10 protein-coding genes are annotated in these 17,001 nt (G+C 58.5%); 7 read left to right on the forward strand and 3 right to left on the reverse strand.

Going from position 1 to position 17,001, the window contains the following annotated elements:
- Window positions 1–8: 8 nt before the first annotated feature.
- The gene (locus BLW70_RS07870; protein WP_074873226.1) at window positions 9–3,974 is read right to left on the reverse strand and encodes a dermonecrotic toxin domain-containing protein; all 3,966 of its coding nucleotides are present in this window, start codon (window positions 3,972–3,974) and stop codon (window positions 9–11) included.
- Window positions 3,975–4,201: 227 nt separating this feature from the next.
- On the opposite strand from BLW70_RS07870, the gene BLW70_RS07875 reads away from it, so the two are divergent.
- The 6 genes from BLW70_RS07875 to BLW70_RS07900 all read left to right on the forward strand — a co-directional run bounded on the left by BLW70_RS07875 (window position 4,202) and on the right by BLW70_RS07900 (window position 15,003).
- On the forward strand, window positions 4,202–6,505 hold the full coding sequence (locus BLW70_RS07875; RefSeq protein ID WP_074873229.1) for a YgiQ family radical SAM protein: 2,304 nt from the start codon (window positions 4,202–4,204) through the stop codon (window positions 6,503–6,505).
- Window positions 6,506–6,706: 201 nt separating this feature from the next.
- Window positions 6,707–7,627, forward strand: coding sequence for an Ssp4 family T6SS effector (locus BLW70_RS07880; protein WP_074873232.1), 921 nt, complete (start codon window positions 6,707–6,709; stop codon window positions 7,625–7,627).
- A complete protein-coding gene (locus BLW70_RS07885; protein ID WP_074873235.1) occupies window positions 7,624–8,073 on the forward strand; it encodes a hypothetical protein in 450 nt (149 codons plus the stop codon). The genes BLW70_RS07880 and BLW70_RS07885 overlap by 4 nt, the downstream gene beginning before the upstream one ends.
- A 189-nt stretch (window positions 8,074–8,262) precedes the next feature.
- On the forward strand, window positions 8,263–11,538 hold the full coding sequence (locus tag BLW70_RS07890) for a transglutaminase family protein (protein ID WP_074873238.1): 3,276 nt from the start codon (window positions 8,263–8,265) through the stop codon (window positions 11,536–11,538).
- A gap of 88 nt (window positions 11,539–11,626) precedes the next feature.
- A complete protein-coding gene (locus BLW70_RS07895; RefSeq protein ID WP_074873242.1) occupies window positions 11,627–14,113 on the forward strand; it encodes a circularly permuted type 2 ATP-grasp protein in 2,487 nt (828 codons plus the stop codon).
- Window positions 14,113–15,003 (forward strand): transglutaminase family protein, encoded by an 891-nt coding sequence (locus BLW70_RS07900; RefSeq protein ID WP_074873245.1) that lies wholly within the window; start codon window positions 14,113–14,115, stop codon window positions 15,001–15,003. The genes BLW70_RS07895 and BLW70_RS07900 overlap by 1 nt, the downstream gene beginning before the upstream one ends.
- 215 nt (window positions 15,004–15,218) lie before the next feature.
- Here the strand turns inward: BLW70_RS07900 and BLW70_RS07905 are convergent, their stop codons facing one another.
- Entirely contained in the window at window positions 15,219–15,410 is a 192-nt protein-coding gene (locus BLW70_RS07905) for a hypothetical protein (RefSeq protein WP_074873247.1), read from the reverse strand.
- 68 nt (window positions 15,411–15,478) lie between these two features.
- Window positions 15,479–16,066 (reverse strand): LOG family protein, encoded by a 588-nt coding sequence (locus tag BLW70_RS07910; protein WP_074873251.1) that lies wholly within the window; start codon window positions 16,064–16,066, stop codon window positions 15,479–15,481.
- A gap of 343 nt (window positions 16,067–16,409) precedes the next feature.
- On the opposite strand from BLW70_RS07910, the gene azu reads away from it, so the two are divergent.
- Window positions 16,410–16,856: an azurin gene (gene azu / locus BLW70_RS07915; protein ID WP_046054918.1), complete on the forward strand. Its 447-nt coding sequence runs from the start codon at window positions 16,410–16,412 to the stop codon at window positions 16,854–16,856.
- Window positions 16,857–17,001: the final 145 nt, after the last annotated feature.

Genomic DNA, 17,001 nt, shown 5'->3' on the forward strand with positions numbered 1-17,001 from the left:
GCTGTGTTTCAGGCGAACAGGGCTCTGATCGCTTGCTCGGTGTAGCCATAGTTCCAACGCAGCTCGTTATCGACGGGAATGTCGTCGGTGGCAAAGAAGGCGTACAGCAAGTATTTTTCCGTGCCTGCGCCTTGGGCTTGAACCACCACATCGAACGGCACGGCTTCGACGTTGTAACCCGTTGTTGCCTGTCGTGCCGGCTTGCCCTGTTCATACTCGAAGAGCGTATTCATTCGGGACAGCACATTGTCTCCAGACAATAGAACGGTAGAAGGTCGGGCGTGGGTGAACAGCTTCCCGGGCAGTACATCGATGAGGAACGGGTCCTTTCTGGCGACACCGACATAACCGGGTATCAATCCTCCCCCATAGACCCCAAGAATCTCCCCTTTAACCAGCGGCTTTTTGTTGCTCACCATGTCTTGTCCGATCAAGGTCCTTTCCTCAGGCATCTTGCAGTCGGCGGCGGTGAATGTACGTAGCGCCAGTTTCTCTTCGTACAGGTTGGCTACGTCTTCGAAGCCCTCCCATTGAATGTAAGGTTTGATTGCCGCGGCCTGGTAGCGGGTACCGCCATCAGCTGATCTGGCCTGCTGCTGAATTTTTTTGATGCGTAACGGTTGCCCTTTCAAGTCCCTGAGGGGGTAACGGCCGTTGTTGGCGCGATCATAGTTGCCGCGTGTGTTGATGGCCTGTTGAAAGGATCTGATGCTGGACATTCGGTCGCGTTCGGCGGCAGTGAATGGCACAGGCATGATGTATTCGGTGGCGCTGTGATAGCTGCCGCTCGCCTCCTCCGGAATATCGAGGTGCCTTGACGAGCCAACGCCCGGGGTGCCGCCCGGTAATCCGCTATCGGTATCGATCTCCCAACCACCCCCAGCCTTTTTCCGCACATAAGGCTTGTACGCTCGATAGGGGCTGCGCGCATCGATGACTTGCCAGCCCGGTTTGGCGTATTGCACTTGATAGTACAGGCGGTTTTCCTGCACGTAATACGTGTGCGTGCCACCTTGTCCGGGGCACTGTTCATAAACGCCATCTGCGCGCAGCGACAGGTTCGTCGGTGTTTCTTGCCGGGCAAAATAGGTATCAAGAGGCAAGCCTGGGGTTACAGGCTCGGTAGCCCATGACGCATCAGCTTCCCGAATAGCCAAAGGTTGTTTGTGTAAATGCTCAATAACGTTGTTGAGCGCGGTTTTGACACGGTCAGTCCAGCGATTGGCGATGGCAAAGCGCTCGGCTTCAGGCAGGGCCGCTTTGATCGAGGTATAGAGGTCGGCCAATCCATTAAGCGAATTTCCTGCAGCATCGTAAGCCCTGTACTGCGCGCCTACTCGAACCAGAACTCTGCGATGAACGGCTGTGTCACTGCCGACGCTGCTCAGCAATGTGCCGTTGAGAGTTGCATCACGCATTTCGATGTGCACCGAGTCGGCCCAGTCAGGCAAGTGCCTGAGGTTCGTGAGGATGAGTTTGTCGGTGTCGAGCGGGCGAGCCGAATCAAGATAAAGCCCCTCATAAGTACGTGCTGTTTCAACTTCCTTGGAATATTCGGCTGCTTCCTTTTCCATGAGTGGCAGCAACTGCCGTTCCCGCACGATTTGTTGTTTTTCCAGTGTGCTGAGGCTGAGTGTCATTTGTTGCAGATAGCTTTTTGGCAGCGTTGGATACTGGGTGCGAATGTGTTCCTGTATCGAGTTTTCCGGTTGATCGGTCAGTGCATAAATTTTTGGAAACAGCAGATCTTTTGTTGCCGCAAGTTTGATCTCGAGACACTGCGCCAGGCGCTCTGCGTTAGAGGCAGTGGAGGGTGCCAGCCCTTTGAACAGCTCACTGAGCTCTTCAGTTTCCAACTGCTCGACAACAGCGTCAGTCAGTTCGCCGTTTCTGAGTTGGGCGTAGGTCAATCTAAGTTCTGGCAGTGTTGCATTGGCGGAGTCACCAAAAGCAAAGAGCGTTTCAGTCCCGTCGACTACGGTCAGGTATCGAGTGGTTGGCCAGCCGCTCAGTGTGGTGAGCAGGTGCATCAAGATGAACGGTGAGTAAGTGCCGGTTTTAGTGCCTTTGCTGCGTTCTATCTTGAAATCATTTATTTCCTGCCTCAAATCAAAGCGCTTCAACACATCGGTCAGCAGGGGCGGCGGACGTTGGGTGTTCAGATGAAGTTCAATGAGAGCCAATCGGTCTAGTCCGCTGACCAGCAGAATGGGCTCGACGGCTTCTTGGCGGATATTGCGTGCGACAGGGCCAAGACGCCTGATCAGTTTCAACCCATCCCAGGCGCGCGGGTCCTCGTGTAGATGGCGCCATCCGGCGGCATCGTTTTGTACCATCTGTGGTGCATACCCGTTTGGGTCAGAAGGGTGTTGCAGCTCCCACTTTTGGGTGGCGATGTCGACCTTTACTTCATAGAAATGGTCTTCCAGTGCTACATAGGTTTTTGCGTTGTGTTTGTACAAGCCTTGAGCGTTGGGATGGATGTTTTCAGGAAGTTGAAGTGTATTCCGGTAGGGCGTCAGATCGGGGTGCCAGAGTCGTTCGCTATTGTCGCTCAACCTGATTTTCACCAGGTGAGTGGCGATCCCGGTGGTTTTTATTGCGCCGGCCGTGATGATGCCCAGGGCTGCGGCGTCTGCGACGTCGAGCAGATCATTCAACGCTTCATCGGTATCGCCACGACTCCAGGCGGCGACGCCGTGATAGACCGAGTGGAGTAACTGCAAGGCTGTTACCGCCAGCATCACTTCACCGATGACCGGTATGAAGGACGCGGCGAAAACCAACAGCGACTCTCCTGCGGCCTCGAGCTCCTGACGTTTTTTCAAACTGCCGGCGGTGTTGGCATCTGCCGTGGGGACCGCCAGCACACGTGCATCAGCTTTCAGGTGGGCAATGCGTTGCTTGAAGGCCGTTTCATAGATGTCACCGGCAATATCGACACGCACTAAGGGTTTGGCAAAAGACGGATTACTCAGGCGGGATTCGCCTGACCACAAAGTGCCTGTGGTCAGCGGCGTTCCCTGGCGCTCGAACGGAATGAAGCGATTGAAGAACTTGCGGTAAGAGGGTGTGTCCAGCTTGATTGCCAAGGCTTTTTGAAGCTCGTTATATGAGTCATATCGTTTGATCGCGTGATCGGGGTCATCGGGAATGTAAAGGACGTGTTTGATCTGAGGCCATTTATCCCGAAGTATCAGGATGCCCGGAAGGGCTATGCCGTCCAGTGTCAGCTGTGAGCAGATCAAGTCCTTGTGGCTGCCGGCGTGTTTCAGTTCGAGTAATAGCGTGTAAAGATCGTTGTTGATGGATTTCTTCATCAGGGCGATGTGGATCGCCGCCTCAAAAGTATTTTGATCGTCGTTCCTGATCAGGGCCTTTATCTGGTTTGCCGAGTGAGTGACGGTTGTTCCCGCAGTCGCGGAAGGTTCCAGTATTTCGCTGATGTGTCTCTGGTACTGCATGCCAATGTCCAGCTCGCGGCAAACCCCGGCGAAGTTTTCTGGGCTGACAGCGCTTTTTTTCTTTTCGACGTACCCGGACAAATAGATGGCCGATCCCGCTTCAAAACCACCGCTCAGGGCTTCGGAAGGTTCGAAGTTCTGCAGAGCGGCGTCTACAAGCGTTTGTTCGGTGGTTTTATGATGTGTTTTGATCAGGCCCAGGAGATGGGAGTTCTTCCACTCGCGCAGCAATGTGGATTTTTCAGCGTCCAGCGATCCCAGGTGCCCTGTAAGCTTTTCACTCAACAAGGATCGGGCAAAGTTCACGGGGTTTTTCAGATCCTCGAAGACTGAGGCCAGCGCCTGCCTGGCGGCATTGCTTTTGAGCAGGCAAGCGCGAAACGTTTTGCGTTGTTCGGCGGATCCCTCGACTAGCCAGCCAGGCAGCTTGCTCTGGATGAAACTTGCGTGAGCAGATAGGGCCGCAGGGGTAGGTGCGGGGGCCGTATTGTGTAAAGTCGAATCGTTCAAGGGCGCTCCGTGGCTCTGGATAAGCCAGTCTGATAATTGAAGCGCCAGATTACTCGCGGGTTTTTTGCTTGAAGAATCTCTATGTAGTGACCTTTGCCCAGCGAAATGTGCTGTATCGGTCAGGGGGGCAGGCCTGAGGGTAAAAGCCGACCGCTGTTGTCGGAATTGGTTATTTTTTGTGCTATATTCCGCGCCCGCGATTTTTCATCTCAACACCGGTCATCGTCATGCAAACAGCCAAGCCGTTATTTGACTATCCCAAGTACTGGGCCGAATGTTTCGGTCCAGCGCCATTCCTGCCGATGAGCAGGGAGGAGATGGATCAGCTTGGCTGGGATTCATGCGACATCATCATCGTCACCGGTGATGCGTACGTTGACCATCCGTCGTTCGGCATGGCAATCATCGGCCGGCTGCTGGAGTCGCAAGGCTTCCGCGTCGGGATCATTGCCCAGCCAGACTGGCAGTCCAAAGACGACTTCATGAAGCTCGGCGAGCCGAACCTGTTCTTCGGTGTCGCGGCCGGCAACATGGACTCGATGATCAACCGCTACACCGCCGACAAGAAAATCCGCTCCGATGACGCCTATACCCCTGGCGGCATGGCGGGCAAACGTCCGGATCGCGCGAGCCTGGTTTACAGCCAGCGTTGCAAGGAAGCCTACAAGAACGTGCCGATCGTTCTTGGTGGCATCGAAGCCTCCCTGCGTCGCATCGCCCACTACGATTACTGGCAGGACCGGGTTCGCAACTCGATCCTGATCGACGCCTGCGCCGACATCCTGCTCTACGGCAACGCCGAGCGTGCGATCGTCGAAGTTGCCCAGCGTCTGTCCTACGGTCACAAGATCGAAGACATCACCGACGTGCGCGGTACCGCGTTCATTCGTCGCGATACCCCGAAAGACTGGTACGAAATCGATTCCACGCGTATTGACCGTCCGGGCAAGATCGATAAGATCATCAACCCGTACGTGAACACCCAGGACACCCAAGCCTGTGCCATCGAGCAGGAAAAGGGCCCGGTTGAAGACCCGAGCGAAGCCAAGGTCGTGCAGATCCTGGCGAGTCCGAAGATGACTCGCGACAAGACCGTGATTCGTTTGCCGTCGGTTGAGAAAGTCCGCGGTGACGCAGTTCTTTATGCTCACGCCAACCGCGTGCTTCACCTGGAAACCAACCCGGGCAACGCCCGTGCGCTGGTGCAGAAGCACGGCGAAGTCGACGTCTGGTTCAACCCGCCTCCGATTCCGATGACCACCGAAGAAATGGACTACGTGTTCGGCATGCCCTATGCGCGCATTCCGCACCCGGCGTACGGCAAGGAAAAGATCCCTGCCTACGACATGATCCGCTTCTCGGTGAACATCATGCGTGGCTGCTTCGGCGGCTGCACCTTCTGCTCGATCACCGAGCACGAAGGCCGGATCATCCAGAACCGTTCCGAAGAGTCGATCATTCGCGAAATCGAAGAGATCCGCGACAAGGTCCCCGGCTTCACCGGCGTCATTTCCGACCTCGGCGGTCCGACCGCGAACATGTACCGCATCGCCTGCAAGACCCCGGAAATTGAATCCGCGTGCCGCAAACCGTCGTGCGTGTTCCCCGGCATCTGCCCGAACCTGAACACCGATCACTCGTCGCTGATTCAGCTGTACCGCAGCGCCCGTGCCTTGCCGGGTGTGAAGAAGATCCTGATCGCTTCCGGTCTGCGCTACGACCTCGCAGTCGAGTCACCGGAATACGTCAAAGAGCTGGTGACCCACCACGTCGGTGGTTACCTGAAGATCGCCCCGGAACACACCGAGGAAGGTCCGCTCAATCAGATGATGAAACCGGGCATCGGCAGCTATGACAAGTTCAAGCGCATGTTCGAGAAGTACTCCAAGGAAGCCGGGAAAGAGCAGTACCTGATTCCGTACTTCATCGCCGCTCACCCGGGCACCACCGACGAAGACATGATGAACCTGGCCCTGTGGCTCAAGGGCAACGGCTTCCGTGCCGACCAGGTGCAGGCGTTCTACCCGTCGCCGATGGCCACCGCCACCGCGATGTACCACTCGGGCAAGAACCCGCTGCGCAAAGTCACTTACAAGAGCGACGCCGTGACCATCGTCAAGAGCGAAGAGCAGCGTCGCCTGCACAAGGCGTTCTTGCGTTATCACGACCCCAAAGGCTGGCCGATGCTGCGTGAAGCGCTGACCCGCATGGGCCGCGCCGACCTGATCGGGCCGGGCAAGAACCAGTTGATCCCGCTGCACCAACCGGCGACCGATAGCTACCAGAGCGCCCGTCGCAAGAACTCGACGCCGGCTGGCAGCCACAAAGTTGCGGGTGAGAAGACCACCAAGATCCTGACCCAGCACACTGGCTTGCCACCGCGCGCCAGCGATGGCGGCAACCCGTGGGACAAGCGTGAACAGGCCAAGGCTGCGGCATTCGCCCGCAACCAGCAGGCGGCCAAGGATCGCAAGGATGCGGCCAAAGGCAAGGGGCCCAAACCGGCCCGCAAGCCAGTCGTGCCGCGTTAATCTGCCCGCGATATCGCAAAACGCCAGCCTGAGTGCTGGCGTTTTGTTTTCTAGCGACTGTGCGGCCCGTTTGCTAAGGTGACGCTCGCTTCAATGGCTGCCCGGAAAATCGATTTCCCGTGCAACGCCAACCCTGTGGAAGACGGAAGTCGCCTGCACAGGCATTAAAGATTTAACCCGCGATCTTCAAGGACGATTCACATGAGCAACCCCTTACCGGGTATCGGCATGGACTACAGCCCCTCCCAGTTCATGGCCCGCCAACGCATCGAAAGCCAGATCAACCTGCCACGCCTGTTCGCCGCCATCGACGCCGACCCCGGAATCGTCGGCGCGGGCGTGGTGTACATCGATGCCGAATTCAACGTAGTGACCCTGCGCGAGTTCAAGCCGATTTGCAGCATCAGGCCCAAGCGAATCATTTTGCGCGAGGCGCAGAAGTACATTGCGCCTGCTCAATTCGCCCAGCAGGTGCGGGACAATCCGCGTGAATCGCGCCTGGTGGGTGAGGCAGTCAACACCAGCTTATCGTGCGTGGGTGCAGTGATCGGCTGGATCGTAGTGCTCAGTGGTTCCGTGGCTATTCCGTTTTCGGCAGGGGCAAGTACGGTGGTCGCTGCGCTCGGTTATACCGCTGCGGCTGCCAGCACCGTGCAGTGTTTTGCCAGCGGCTATCGGACCCGCAATGAGATCGTCAACCCTGCCCGTAACGATGAGCTCGACAGCGAAGAGTGGTACCAGTACACCATGATTGCGCTGGATGCTGCGTCCTTGGTCGGGGTAGGCGCATCCGCGCTGACAACACTCAAACTGGTCAGGCTGAATAAGGCCACGACCGGGAAAAGTGTCAGGGAAGTGCTCAGGGGGCTGAATCGACAGGAACGTGCCAAATTGACCAAAGAACTATTGAGCATCAACGACCCGCGCTTGACGTCGAAGATGATCAAGTTGAAGCAGTTGTCGGGTGAATTGCCCAAGCGTTTCACACCCACCGAGGTCAAGCATGCAACGGTCACTCAGATAAAAGACGCCTTGGGCGCCGCTATCGGTTTTACCGGCAGTGCAATTTCGGGGAATGTCCGCACCATTGCCGTAGGCCTGTACGAGGAGGCTGAGCAATGAATGAACTGCCCAGCATTCGCCATTTTCTATCGAAGTATTTCCCGGTCTTCATGGGGGCAATATTCGCGTCAATTTTTACCCTGGTCTTTGCGGTGCCTTTGTTTTTCGAAAGCTATTTTCGAAACCTTCCGTTGGCTGACAACGCCAAGTACTCTTTTTTCGGGGGGATCGCGCTGACCCTCATCGTCGTGCACTGCCATTTCATGGTCGCGCGCGGTCGCCCGCAATGGGTGCGACCTCTGGTCGTGCTCCTGGCCCTTTGTTTTCTTGGGGTATTGCCCACCATTGCATATGAGGTGCATCCCCTGGTTTATGCTGTGACGTTGCTGTTCCCACTGCTGGCGCTATTGCTGCTCAACAGCAAACGTCACCGCGAGATGCGCCAAAAGCTGCTTGAAGTACGTCACTTGCGCCAAGCTTTTATTGCAAAGCACAAAGCCCGTTAGTTGGATAGATTCAGCCCCCGCGCCTCACACGTGCGCCACAAATATGTGCAGCCCTCGCACTATAACCGCAGCCACGGCGCCGTTTTGGTGCTGTACTGCACCGGGTCTGTTGATAAAGCGCAATGACCGCTGCTCTGGCATAAGTCTTGCGCCGCTTTCGATAACGTCCAGGCTCGCAGGAGGCACGCCGTGTCGATTCATGTCGCATTGCACCACGTCACGCATTACCGATACGACCGCGCCGTCGAACTCGGTCCGCAGATCGTTCGCCTGCGCCCGGCTGCCCACAGCCGCACGCGGATATTGTCCTATGCGTTGAAAGTCTCCCCCGAGCAGCACTTCATTAACTGGCAGCAGGACCCCCAGGGCAATTACCTGGCGCGGTTGGTGTTCCCGGAGAAAACTCAAGAGCTGCGCATTGAAGTCGATCTGCTGGCGGAGATGGCAGTCTTCAATCCGTTCGACTTCTTCCTCGAGCCCTACGCGGAAAAGATTCCTTTTGCCTACGCAGCGGATGAGCGCAAGGAGCTGGCGCCGTATCTGGAAACCTTGCCCCTGACGCCGAAATTCAAGGCGTATCTGGATGGCATCGACCGCACGCCGCTGCCCAGTGTGGATTTTCTGGTCGCACTCAATCAGCGCCTGAGCGAGGACATTGGTTACCTGATTCGCATGGAGCCGGGCGTGCAAACGCCCGAACATACCCTCGAACATGCCTCTGGTTCCTGCCGCGACTCGGCGTGGTTGCTGGTGCAGTTGTTGCGCAACCTCGGCCTGGCGGCGCGTTTCGTCTCCGGTTACCTGATTCAACTGACCGCCGACGTCAAAAGCCTCGACGGCCCGTCGGGCACTGACGTGGACTTCACCGACCTGCATGCCTGGTGTGAAGTCTATTTGCCCGGTGCTGGCTGGATCGGCCTGGACGCGACGTCAGGGCTGTTTGCCGGGGAAGGACACATTCCGTTGGCCTGTAGTCCCGATCCGGGCTCTGCGGCACCGATCAGTGGCTTGGTTGAACCGTGCGAGTGCGAATTCACCCACGAAATGTCGGTGGAGCGGATTTGGGAAGCACCACGGGTAACAAAGCCCTACACCGAAGACCAATGGCTGGCGATCCAGGCGTTGGGTCGGCAGATCGATGCCGACCTGTTGGAGGGTGACGTACGCCTGACCATGGGCGGCGAACCGACGTTTGTTTCCATCGACGATCCAGACGGCGCCGAGTGGAACACGGCGGCACTGGGGCCAGACAAGCGGCGTCTGTCCGCCGAACTGTTCCAGCGCATGCGCAAGCACTACGCGCCCAATGGTCTGGTGCATTTCGGCCAGGGCAAGTGGTACCCCGGCGAGCAATTGCCGCGCTGGTCGTTGAACTGCTACTGGCGCCGCGACAACGTACCGATCTGGCGCAACAGCGCGCTGATTGCCGATGAGCAGCAAGACTACGGTGCCGATGGCGAGTTGGCCGGGCGTTTTCTGGCGAGTGTCGCTGAGCGCCTGAAAATTCCGACACGTTTTGTGTTTCCAGCCTACGAAGATAATTTCTATTACCTCTGGCGCGAAGGCACTTTGCCGCAGAACGTCAGCGCCGAAGACTCGCGTCTGGAAGAGCCGCTGGAGCGGGCGCGCCTGCGCAAAGTCTTCAGCCAGGGCCTGGACAAGGTCATCGGCCAGGTCCTGCCGCTGGCGCGCACCGCCAAGGGCGATCAATGGCAAAGCGGCCCTTGGTATCTGCGCGACGAGCATTGCCGACTGGTGCCAGGGGATTCGCCGCTGGGCTATCGCTTGCCGCTCGGCTCGCAGCCATGGGTGAAAGCGGCGGAATACCCGTTCATTCATCCTGTGGACCCGAATCAGGATTTCCCCGCGCTGCCCGACACTGCCCAACTTCAGAGCCAGGGCGAGCCTGCGGTGGCTGAAGAACGCACGCCAAAGATCGACGAGTCCGCCGATTGGCTGACCCGCACCGCGTTCTGCGCGGAGGCGCGAGAAGGCCGGTTGTACCTGTTCATGCCGCCGCTGGAGCGGGTCGAGGATTATCTGGAACTGGTCAGCGCCATCGAAGCCACCGCCGAGGAATTGCATTGCCCGGTGTTGCTGGAAGGCTATGAACCGCCGAGCGATCCGCGCCTGAGCAACTTCCGGATCACCCCCGATCCGGGTGTGATCGAGGTCAACGTGCAGCCGTCCGCCACATGGGATGAACTGGTCGAGCGCACCGAATTTCTGTACGAAGAAGCGCGCCAGACCCGACTGACCACCGAGAAATTCATGATCGACGGCCGGCACACCGGCACCGGCGGCGGTAACCATTTCGTACTGGGCGGCGCGACACCGGCTGACTCACCGTTTCTACGCCGCCCCGATCTGCTGCGCAGCCTGATCAGCTACTGGCATAACCACCCGTCCTTGTCCTACCTGTTTTCCGGATTATTCATCGGCCCGACGTCCCAGGCACCACGGGTTGATGAAGCGCGTAATGATGCGCTGTATGAATTGGAAATCGCCTTTGCCCAGATGCCTCAGGCGGGTGAGGAGTGCGCGCCGTGGCTGGTGGATCGGCTGCTGCGCAACCTGCTGATCGACGTGACCGGCAACACGCACCGCGCCGAGTTCTGCATCGACAAGCTGTATTCACCGGATGGCGCGACGGGACGCCTGGGGTTGCTCGAATTACGCGCCTTTGAGATGCCGCCCCATGCTCGCATGAGCCTGGCACAACAGTTGTTGCTGCGGGCGCTGGTGGCTCGATTCTGGCGCGAGCCTTATGCACCGCCGAAACTGGCGCGCTGGGGCACGGAGCTGCACGACCGATTCCTGTTGCCCCACTTTATCGAACAGGATTTCGCCGACGTCATCGTCGACCTCAATGCCGCCGGTTATCCGGTGCGCGCCGAGTGGTTTGCGGCGCATCTTGAGTTTCGTTTTCCCAAGGTCGGCGATTACGCGGTCAGCGGGATCGAACTGGAATTACGTCAAGCGCTGGAGCCCTGGCATGTGCTGGGCGAAGAGGGCGCGGTCGGCGGCACGGTGCGTTATGTGGATTCGTCGCTGGAACGCTTGCAGGTCAAGCTCACGGGCCTGTCACCACAGCGTTATGTGCTGACCTGCAATGGCATTCCAGTGCCATTGCAACCCACCGGGCGGGTCGGCGAGTTTGTCGCCGGGGTGCGTTTTCGCGCCTGGCAACCGGCCAACTGCCTGCAACCGACTATCCCGGTCCATGCGCCGTTGGTATTCGACCTGCTCGACACCTGGATGCAGCGCTCGCTGGGTGGTTGTCAGTACCACGTTGCCCATCCGGGCGGGCGCAACTACGACAGCTTGCCGGTGAACGCCAATGAGGCGGAGAGCCGTCGAATGGCGCGTTTTTTCCGCATCGGACATACGCCGGGGAAACTTCCTATACCCAATATGGAAATTAACGACGAGCTACCGATGACTCTCGATTTACGACGTTTCTAAACCGTACGCGACGCTCGGATTTTTCGTATATCCGGGCGTCATGAGCCTGCGTTAGTCTGACCGTTCCTAGCTGTCTGCCGAGCTTTCCATGCCTGACCTGCTTGACCGCTACCCGCTGACGGCGGGCACTTATCACGAACTGCTCGACGACAACGGCGCGGTACGCCCGCATTGGCGTCGGTTGTTCGATCAATTGCAGCGCAGCACGCCAACACAATTGGTGCAGCGTCAGGCGCTGCTGACTCGGCAGATCCAGGAAAACGGCGTGACCTATAACGTCTACGCCGATCCCAAGGGGGCGGATCGACCTTGGGAACTTGATCTGCTGCCGCACGTGATTGCGGCTGATGAATGGCAGCAGTTATCGGCGGGGATCGCCCAGCGGGCACGCTTGCTCAATGCTGTGCTGGCAGATTTGTACGGCCCGCAACGGCTGATCGCTGAGGGTCTGCTGCCTGCTGAACTGGTCTTCGGTCACAACAATTTCCTCTGGCCCTGTCAGGGCATTACGCCCCCCGACGGGGCTTTTCTGCATCTGTACGCCGTGGATCTGGCGCGTACGCCTGACGGTCGCTGGTGGGTCACGGCGGATCGGACGCAAGCGCCATCCGGTGCCGGTTATGCGCTGGAAAACCGCACGATCGTGTCCCGCGCCTTTCCCGAGCTGTATCGCGATCTGAAAGTGCAGCACCTGGCCGGGTTCTTTCGCACGCTTCAGGAAACCCTGGCCCGTCAGGCGCCCAGTGATAATGACGCGCCGCTGATCGTGCTGCTGACGCCGGGACGTTTCAACGAAAGCTATTTCGAGCACCTCTATCTGGCGCGCCAGCTCGGTTATCCGCTGGTAGAGGGCGGCGACCTGACCGTCCGGGATGCCACGGTCTACCTGAAAACCTTGAGCGGATTGCGCCGGGTTCACGCGATCATGCGGCGACTCGACGATGACTTCTGCGATCCGCTGGAGCTGCGCACTGACTCGGCCCTTGGCGTGCCGGGATTGCTGGAAGCGGTACGCCGAGGGCGGGTGCTGGTGGCCAACGCCCTCGGCAGCGGTGTGCTGGAGTCGCCGGGGTTGTTAGGCTTTCTGCCGAGGATCAATCAATTCCTGTTCGGCGAAGAATTGATCCTGCCCTCCATCGCCACCTGGTGGTGCGGTGAAGCGCCGGTGCTGGCCCAGGCCCTGGAAAAATTGCCGGAGTTGTTGATCAAACCGGCTTTCCCCTCACAGAGCTTTACTCCGGTTTTTGGCCGCGATTTGAGTGAAAAACAGCGTCAGGAGCTGGCTGAGCGCATGCAGGCCCGGCCTTACGCCTATGTCGCGCAAGAATTGGCTCAGCTCTCTCAAGCGCCGATCTGGCAGGCTGAAGACGGTCACCTGCAACCTCGGGCCATTGGCATGCGCGTGTACGCAGTGGCCAGCCGTGAGGGCTATCGGGTTTTGCCCGGCGGCCTTACCCGGGTTGCCGCCGAGGCTGACGCCGAAGTGGTGTCGATGCAACGCGGTGGCGCGAGCAAGGACACCTGGGTGTTGGGCGATCGCCCGCCGAGCGGTGAGCAATGGAAAACCCAGCGCACAATCGGCGTACACGATTTGGTGCGACGGGATCCGTATCTGCCTTCGCGGGTGGTGGAAAACCTGTTCTGGTTCGGCCGTTATTGTGAACGCTGTGATGACAGCGCGCGGCTGCTGCGAATCATGCTGGCGCGGTATGTCGATGGCGACGACCCTCAAGCCCTTGAGGCGGCAGTCGATCTGGGCGAACGGTTGATGTTGTTGCCCGATGAAGGCGAGTTGCCGGAGCGTTTGCTGGCGGCATTGCTCGGCGATGACTGGTCGTTCAGCCTGCGCTCCAACCTGCAGCGTTTGCAGTGGGCGGCCTCGCAGGTGCGCGGCAAGCTCTCACGGGAAAACTGGCAAGCGCTGGTGGAGCTGCAGCGCGAGGCCCTGGAGCTGGAAGCCGAAGCGCCGGATTTCGGCGAATTGCTGGATTTCCTCAACCGTTTGGTGATGTCCCTGGCGGCGTTATCCGGGTTTGCCCTCGACGATATGACCCGGGACGAAGGCTGGCGCTTCTTGATGATCGGCCGCCGGATCGAACGGCTGCAATTTCTCAGCGCCAGCCTGGCGGCATTTTTGCGCGGTGCCGGTGCTTTCGATCAGGCCGGACTGGAGTGGCTGCTGGAGCTGGGCAACAGCAGCATCACCTACCGTTCGCGGTATCTGGCGGTGGCGCAACTGATTCCGGTGCTTGACCTGTTACTGCTCGACGAGCAGAACCCTCATGCCGTGCTGTTTCAATTGAAACTGGTGACTCGTACCTTGAAACGCTTGAATGACGACTTCGGCGTGCCTCGCGAAGTGGGGTTGCCGCAGTTGGTGGAACGCCTGGCACAGTTCGATCTGGGATGCCTGGAGAACTCGCTGTTCGGCGAAGCCAGCGTGCGGGCAGCCATCGAGGGGCTGGCCGACCTGTTACAAGAGATCGCCGACGCCAGCGGACAAGTGTCGGATCGTCTGGCGTTGCGCCATTTCGCCCACGTCGATGACGTCAGCCAGCGCACGGTGTCCGTCTGATGAGCGCCCGTTACCAGATTCTCCACGACACCCATTATCACTACGACAGCCCGGTCTCTCTGGCGCAGCAACTTGCGCACCTGTGGCCACGGGCGTGTGCCTGGCAGCGCTGCACCGAGCAGCAACTGCAGATCAGTCCCGACCCGACGAGCCGCCGCGATGAACTGGATGTGTTCGGTAATCCGCTGACCCGGTTGGCGTTCGAACGGCCGCATGATGAATTGCTGGTCAATGCCCGGCTCACCGTCGAAGTGCTGGCCCGGCCCGCGCTGGTTTTCAATCAATCCCCCGCGTGGGAAGAAACCCGCAACGCGTTGACCTACAGCAGTCAGCCGCTTTCCCCCCAATTGCTGGAAGCGTGTCGTTACCGGTTCGAATCGCCCTACGTGCATTTGAAACGCAACTTCGTCGAGTTTTCCGAAAGCTGTTTTCCACCGGGTCGGCCGCTGCTGTTGGGTGTTCAGGCGCTGATGGAGAAGATCTTCAGCGAGTTCACCTTCGATGCCGAGGCGACCCAAGTGGCGACGCCGCTGGTGGAAGTGCTGGAGCGCCGGCGCGGTGTTTGTCAGGACTTCGCTCACCTGATGCTCGCCTGCGTACGCTCCCGTGGGTTGGCGGCGCGGTACATCAGTGGCTACCTGCTGACCCAGCCACCACCGGGCCAGCCGCGACTGATCGGCGCCGATGCGTCACATGCCTGGGTTTCAGTGTTTTGCCCGGTGCTCGGGTGGGTGGATTTCGACCCGACCAACAACGTGCAGCCAGCGCTGGAACACATCACCTTGGCCTGGGGCCGGGATTTTTCCGATGTATCGCCGTTGCGCGGGGTGATTCTGGGAGGGGGTAATCATGACCCGGAAGTCCGCGTCACCGTAATGCCACTGGAGTGACCACGATCCACTGCAGGAGCGAGCCTGCTCGCGATAGCGGTGCATCAGTCCCCAAGCGTGCCGCCGTCATCGCGAGCAGGCTCGCTCCCACAAGGGAATGGGCAAGTCAGTTCTGGAGGGGGCATTTCAGATGGGACTGTGAGGGTCAGCAAAGAGACTGCTGACCCTGGACACAGATCCGGTGGGCCTGATCAGATCATCGGGCCCTGAGGGTCTCAGGCGTCGGGCGCCTGATCTTTCGGTGTTTCAACTGCGTCTTCTGCGGCCACTTCACCTTCTGCATCCGGGTTCAGTGCGGCGGCTTCTTCTTCAGCTGTAGCTTTCTTGCGCTGAAGCTTTTCCTCTTTCTTCTGCTCCTTGGCCAAGTCTCTCTGACGTTTGGCGAAGGAATAATTGGGTTTAGCCATGGGCGATCCTCTGGGGTCGAAGGTGAGGTTGAGCGGCGCGTATTCTGCCCTGTATCGATGCCCAGCCGTTAGCTGGGTTTTTGCTCGATCCACTTTGGCACCACTGTCGGCTGCCAGGCATCGAGTTCATCAAGCAGGGTTTGCGGCGATTCGCTCACTTGCAGCATGTCACGGTGCGGTTCGCGAACGAAGCCTTCGCCGACGATATGATCGAGAAAAGACGTCAATTTGCTATAGAAACCGTTCACTTCCAGCAGCCCCAGTGGTTTTCCGTGGTAGCCGAGCTGGCCCCAGGTCCAGACTTCGAACAGTTCTTCCAGCGTGCCCAGGCCGCCGGGCAGGGCGATAAAGGCGTCACTGAGTTCGGCCATTCGCGCCTTGCGTGCGTGCATGCCGTCGACCACTTCCAGACGAGTCAGGCCGCTGTGGCCGATTTCCTTGTCCTTGAGGCTTTGCGGGATGATCCCGATCACTTCACCGCCGGCCGCCAGCGCAGCATCGGCGACGATGCCCATCAGTCCGACCGCGCCGCCGCCATAAATTAGGGTCAGCTTACGCTCGGCCAATGCTCGCCCCAAGGCGACAGCCGCTTCACGATAAGCCGGGTTGGTGCCAGTGCTGGCACCGCAAAATACACAAACGGACGCTAAAGACATGCCTTACTCCATGGTCAGGATGGCCACAGAGTAAAGGCAGGCACGCGGCGTTCCAAGGTCTACACTTCGCTTTCAGGTGTTCCACAGGTTCCGCTGGCGCCACAGGCGTAGGCGGCGAGCAAACTGCGCAACAGGCTGTTAAGGGACATGACTGACGCTCCAGATGGGTGAGGACGCGCTGATGATAGGGCCGTCCCAGACGTCTGGCTGGTAGATTGTTTCGATAGGTGTCATAGCTCTAAAGTTGTATACAATTTTTGATTCAGGTCATAGGAACTTGCGAAGTTTTCAGGCAGTCTTCTGTCCACTCGCACTTTTATTAACCCTGCCTTGGAGATTCACCATGTTTGCCAAACTTGTTGCAGTATCCCTGCTGACTCTGGCCAGCAGCCAATTGATGGCTGCCGAGTGCAAGGTCACTGTCGACTCGACTGACCAGATGTCCTTCGATACCAAGGAAATCAGCATCGACAAGAGCTGCAAGACGTTCACCGTGGAGCTGAAACACTCCGGCAACCTGCCTAAAAACGTCATGGGCCATAACTGGGTGCTGAGTAAAGAAGCTGATATGCAGCCGATCGCCACCGCGGGTCTGGCCGCAGGCATCGAAAAGAACTACCTGCCGGAAGGTGACGCGCGCATCATCGCCCACACCAAAATCATCGGCGCCAAGGAAACCGACTCGGTGACCTTCGACGTGTCGAAGCTCGATGCTGCCGAGAAGTACGGCTTCTTCTGCTCGTTCCCTGGCCACATCTCGATGATGAAAGGCACTGTTGTGCTTAAGTAATCGAATCGAACGCATAAAAAAAGCGTCCACTTGGGACGCTTTTTTTTGTTTACTTATTGGCCAACGCAAATCCCGTCAACGCCAATCTCTGTAGGAGCTGTCGAGTGAAACGAGGCTGCGATCTTTTGATCTTGATCTTAAAAAT

Origin of the sequence: Pseudomonas frederiksbergensis (genome assembly GCF_900105495.1) — a bacterium.
Classification (GTDB): domain Bacteria; phylum Pseudomonadota; class Gammaproteobacteria; order Pseudomonadales; family Pseudomonadaceae; genus Aquipseudomonas; species Aquipseudomonas frederiksbergensis.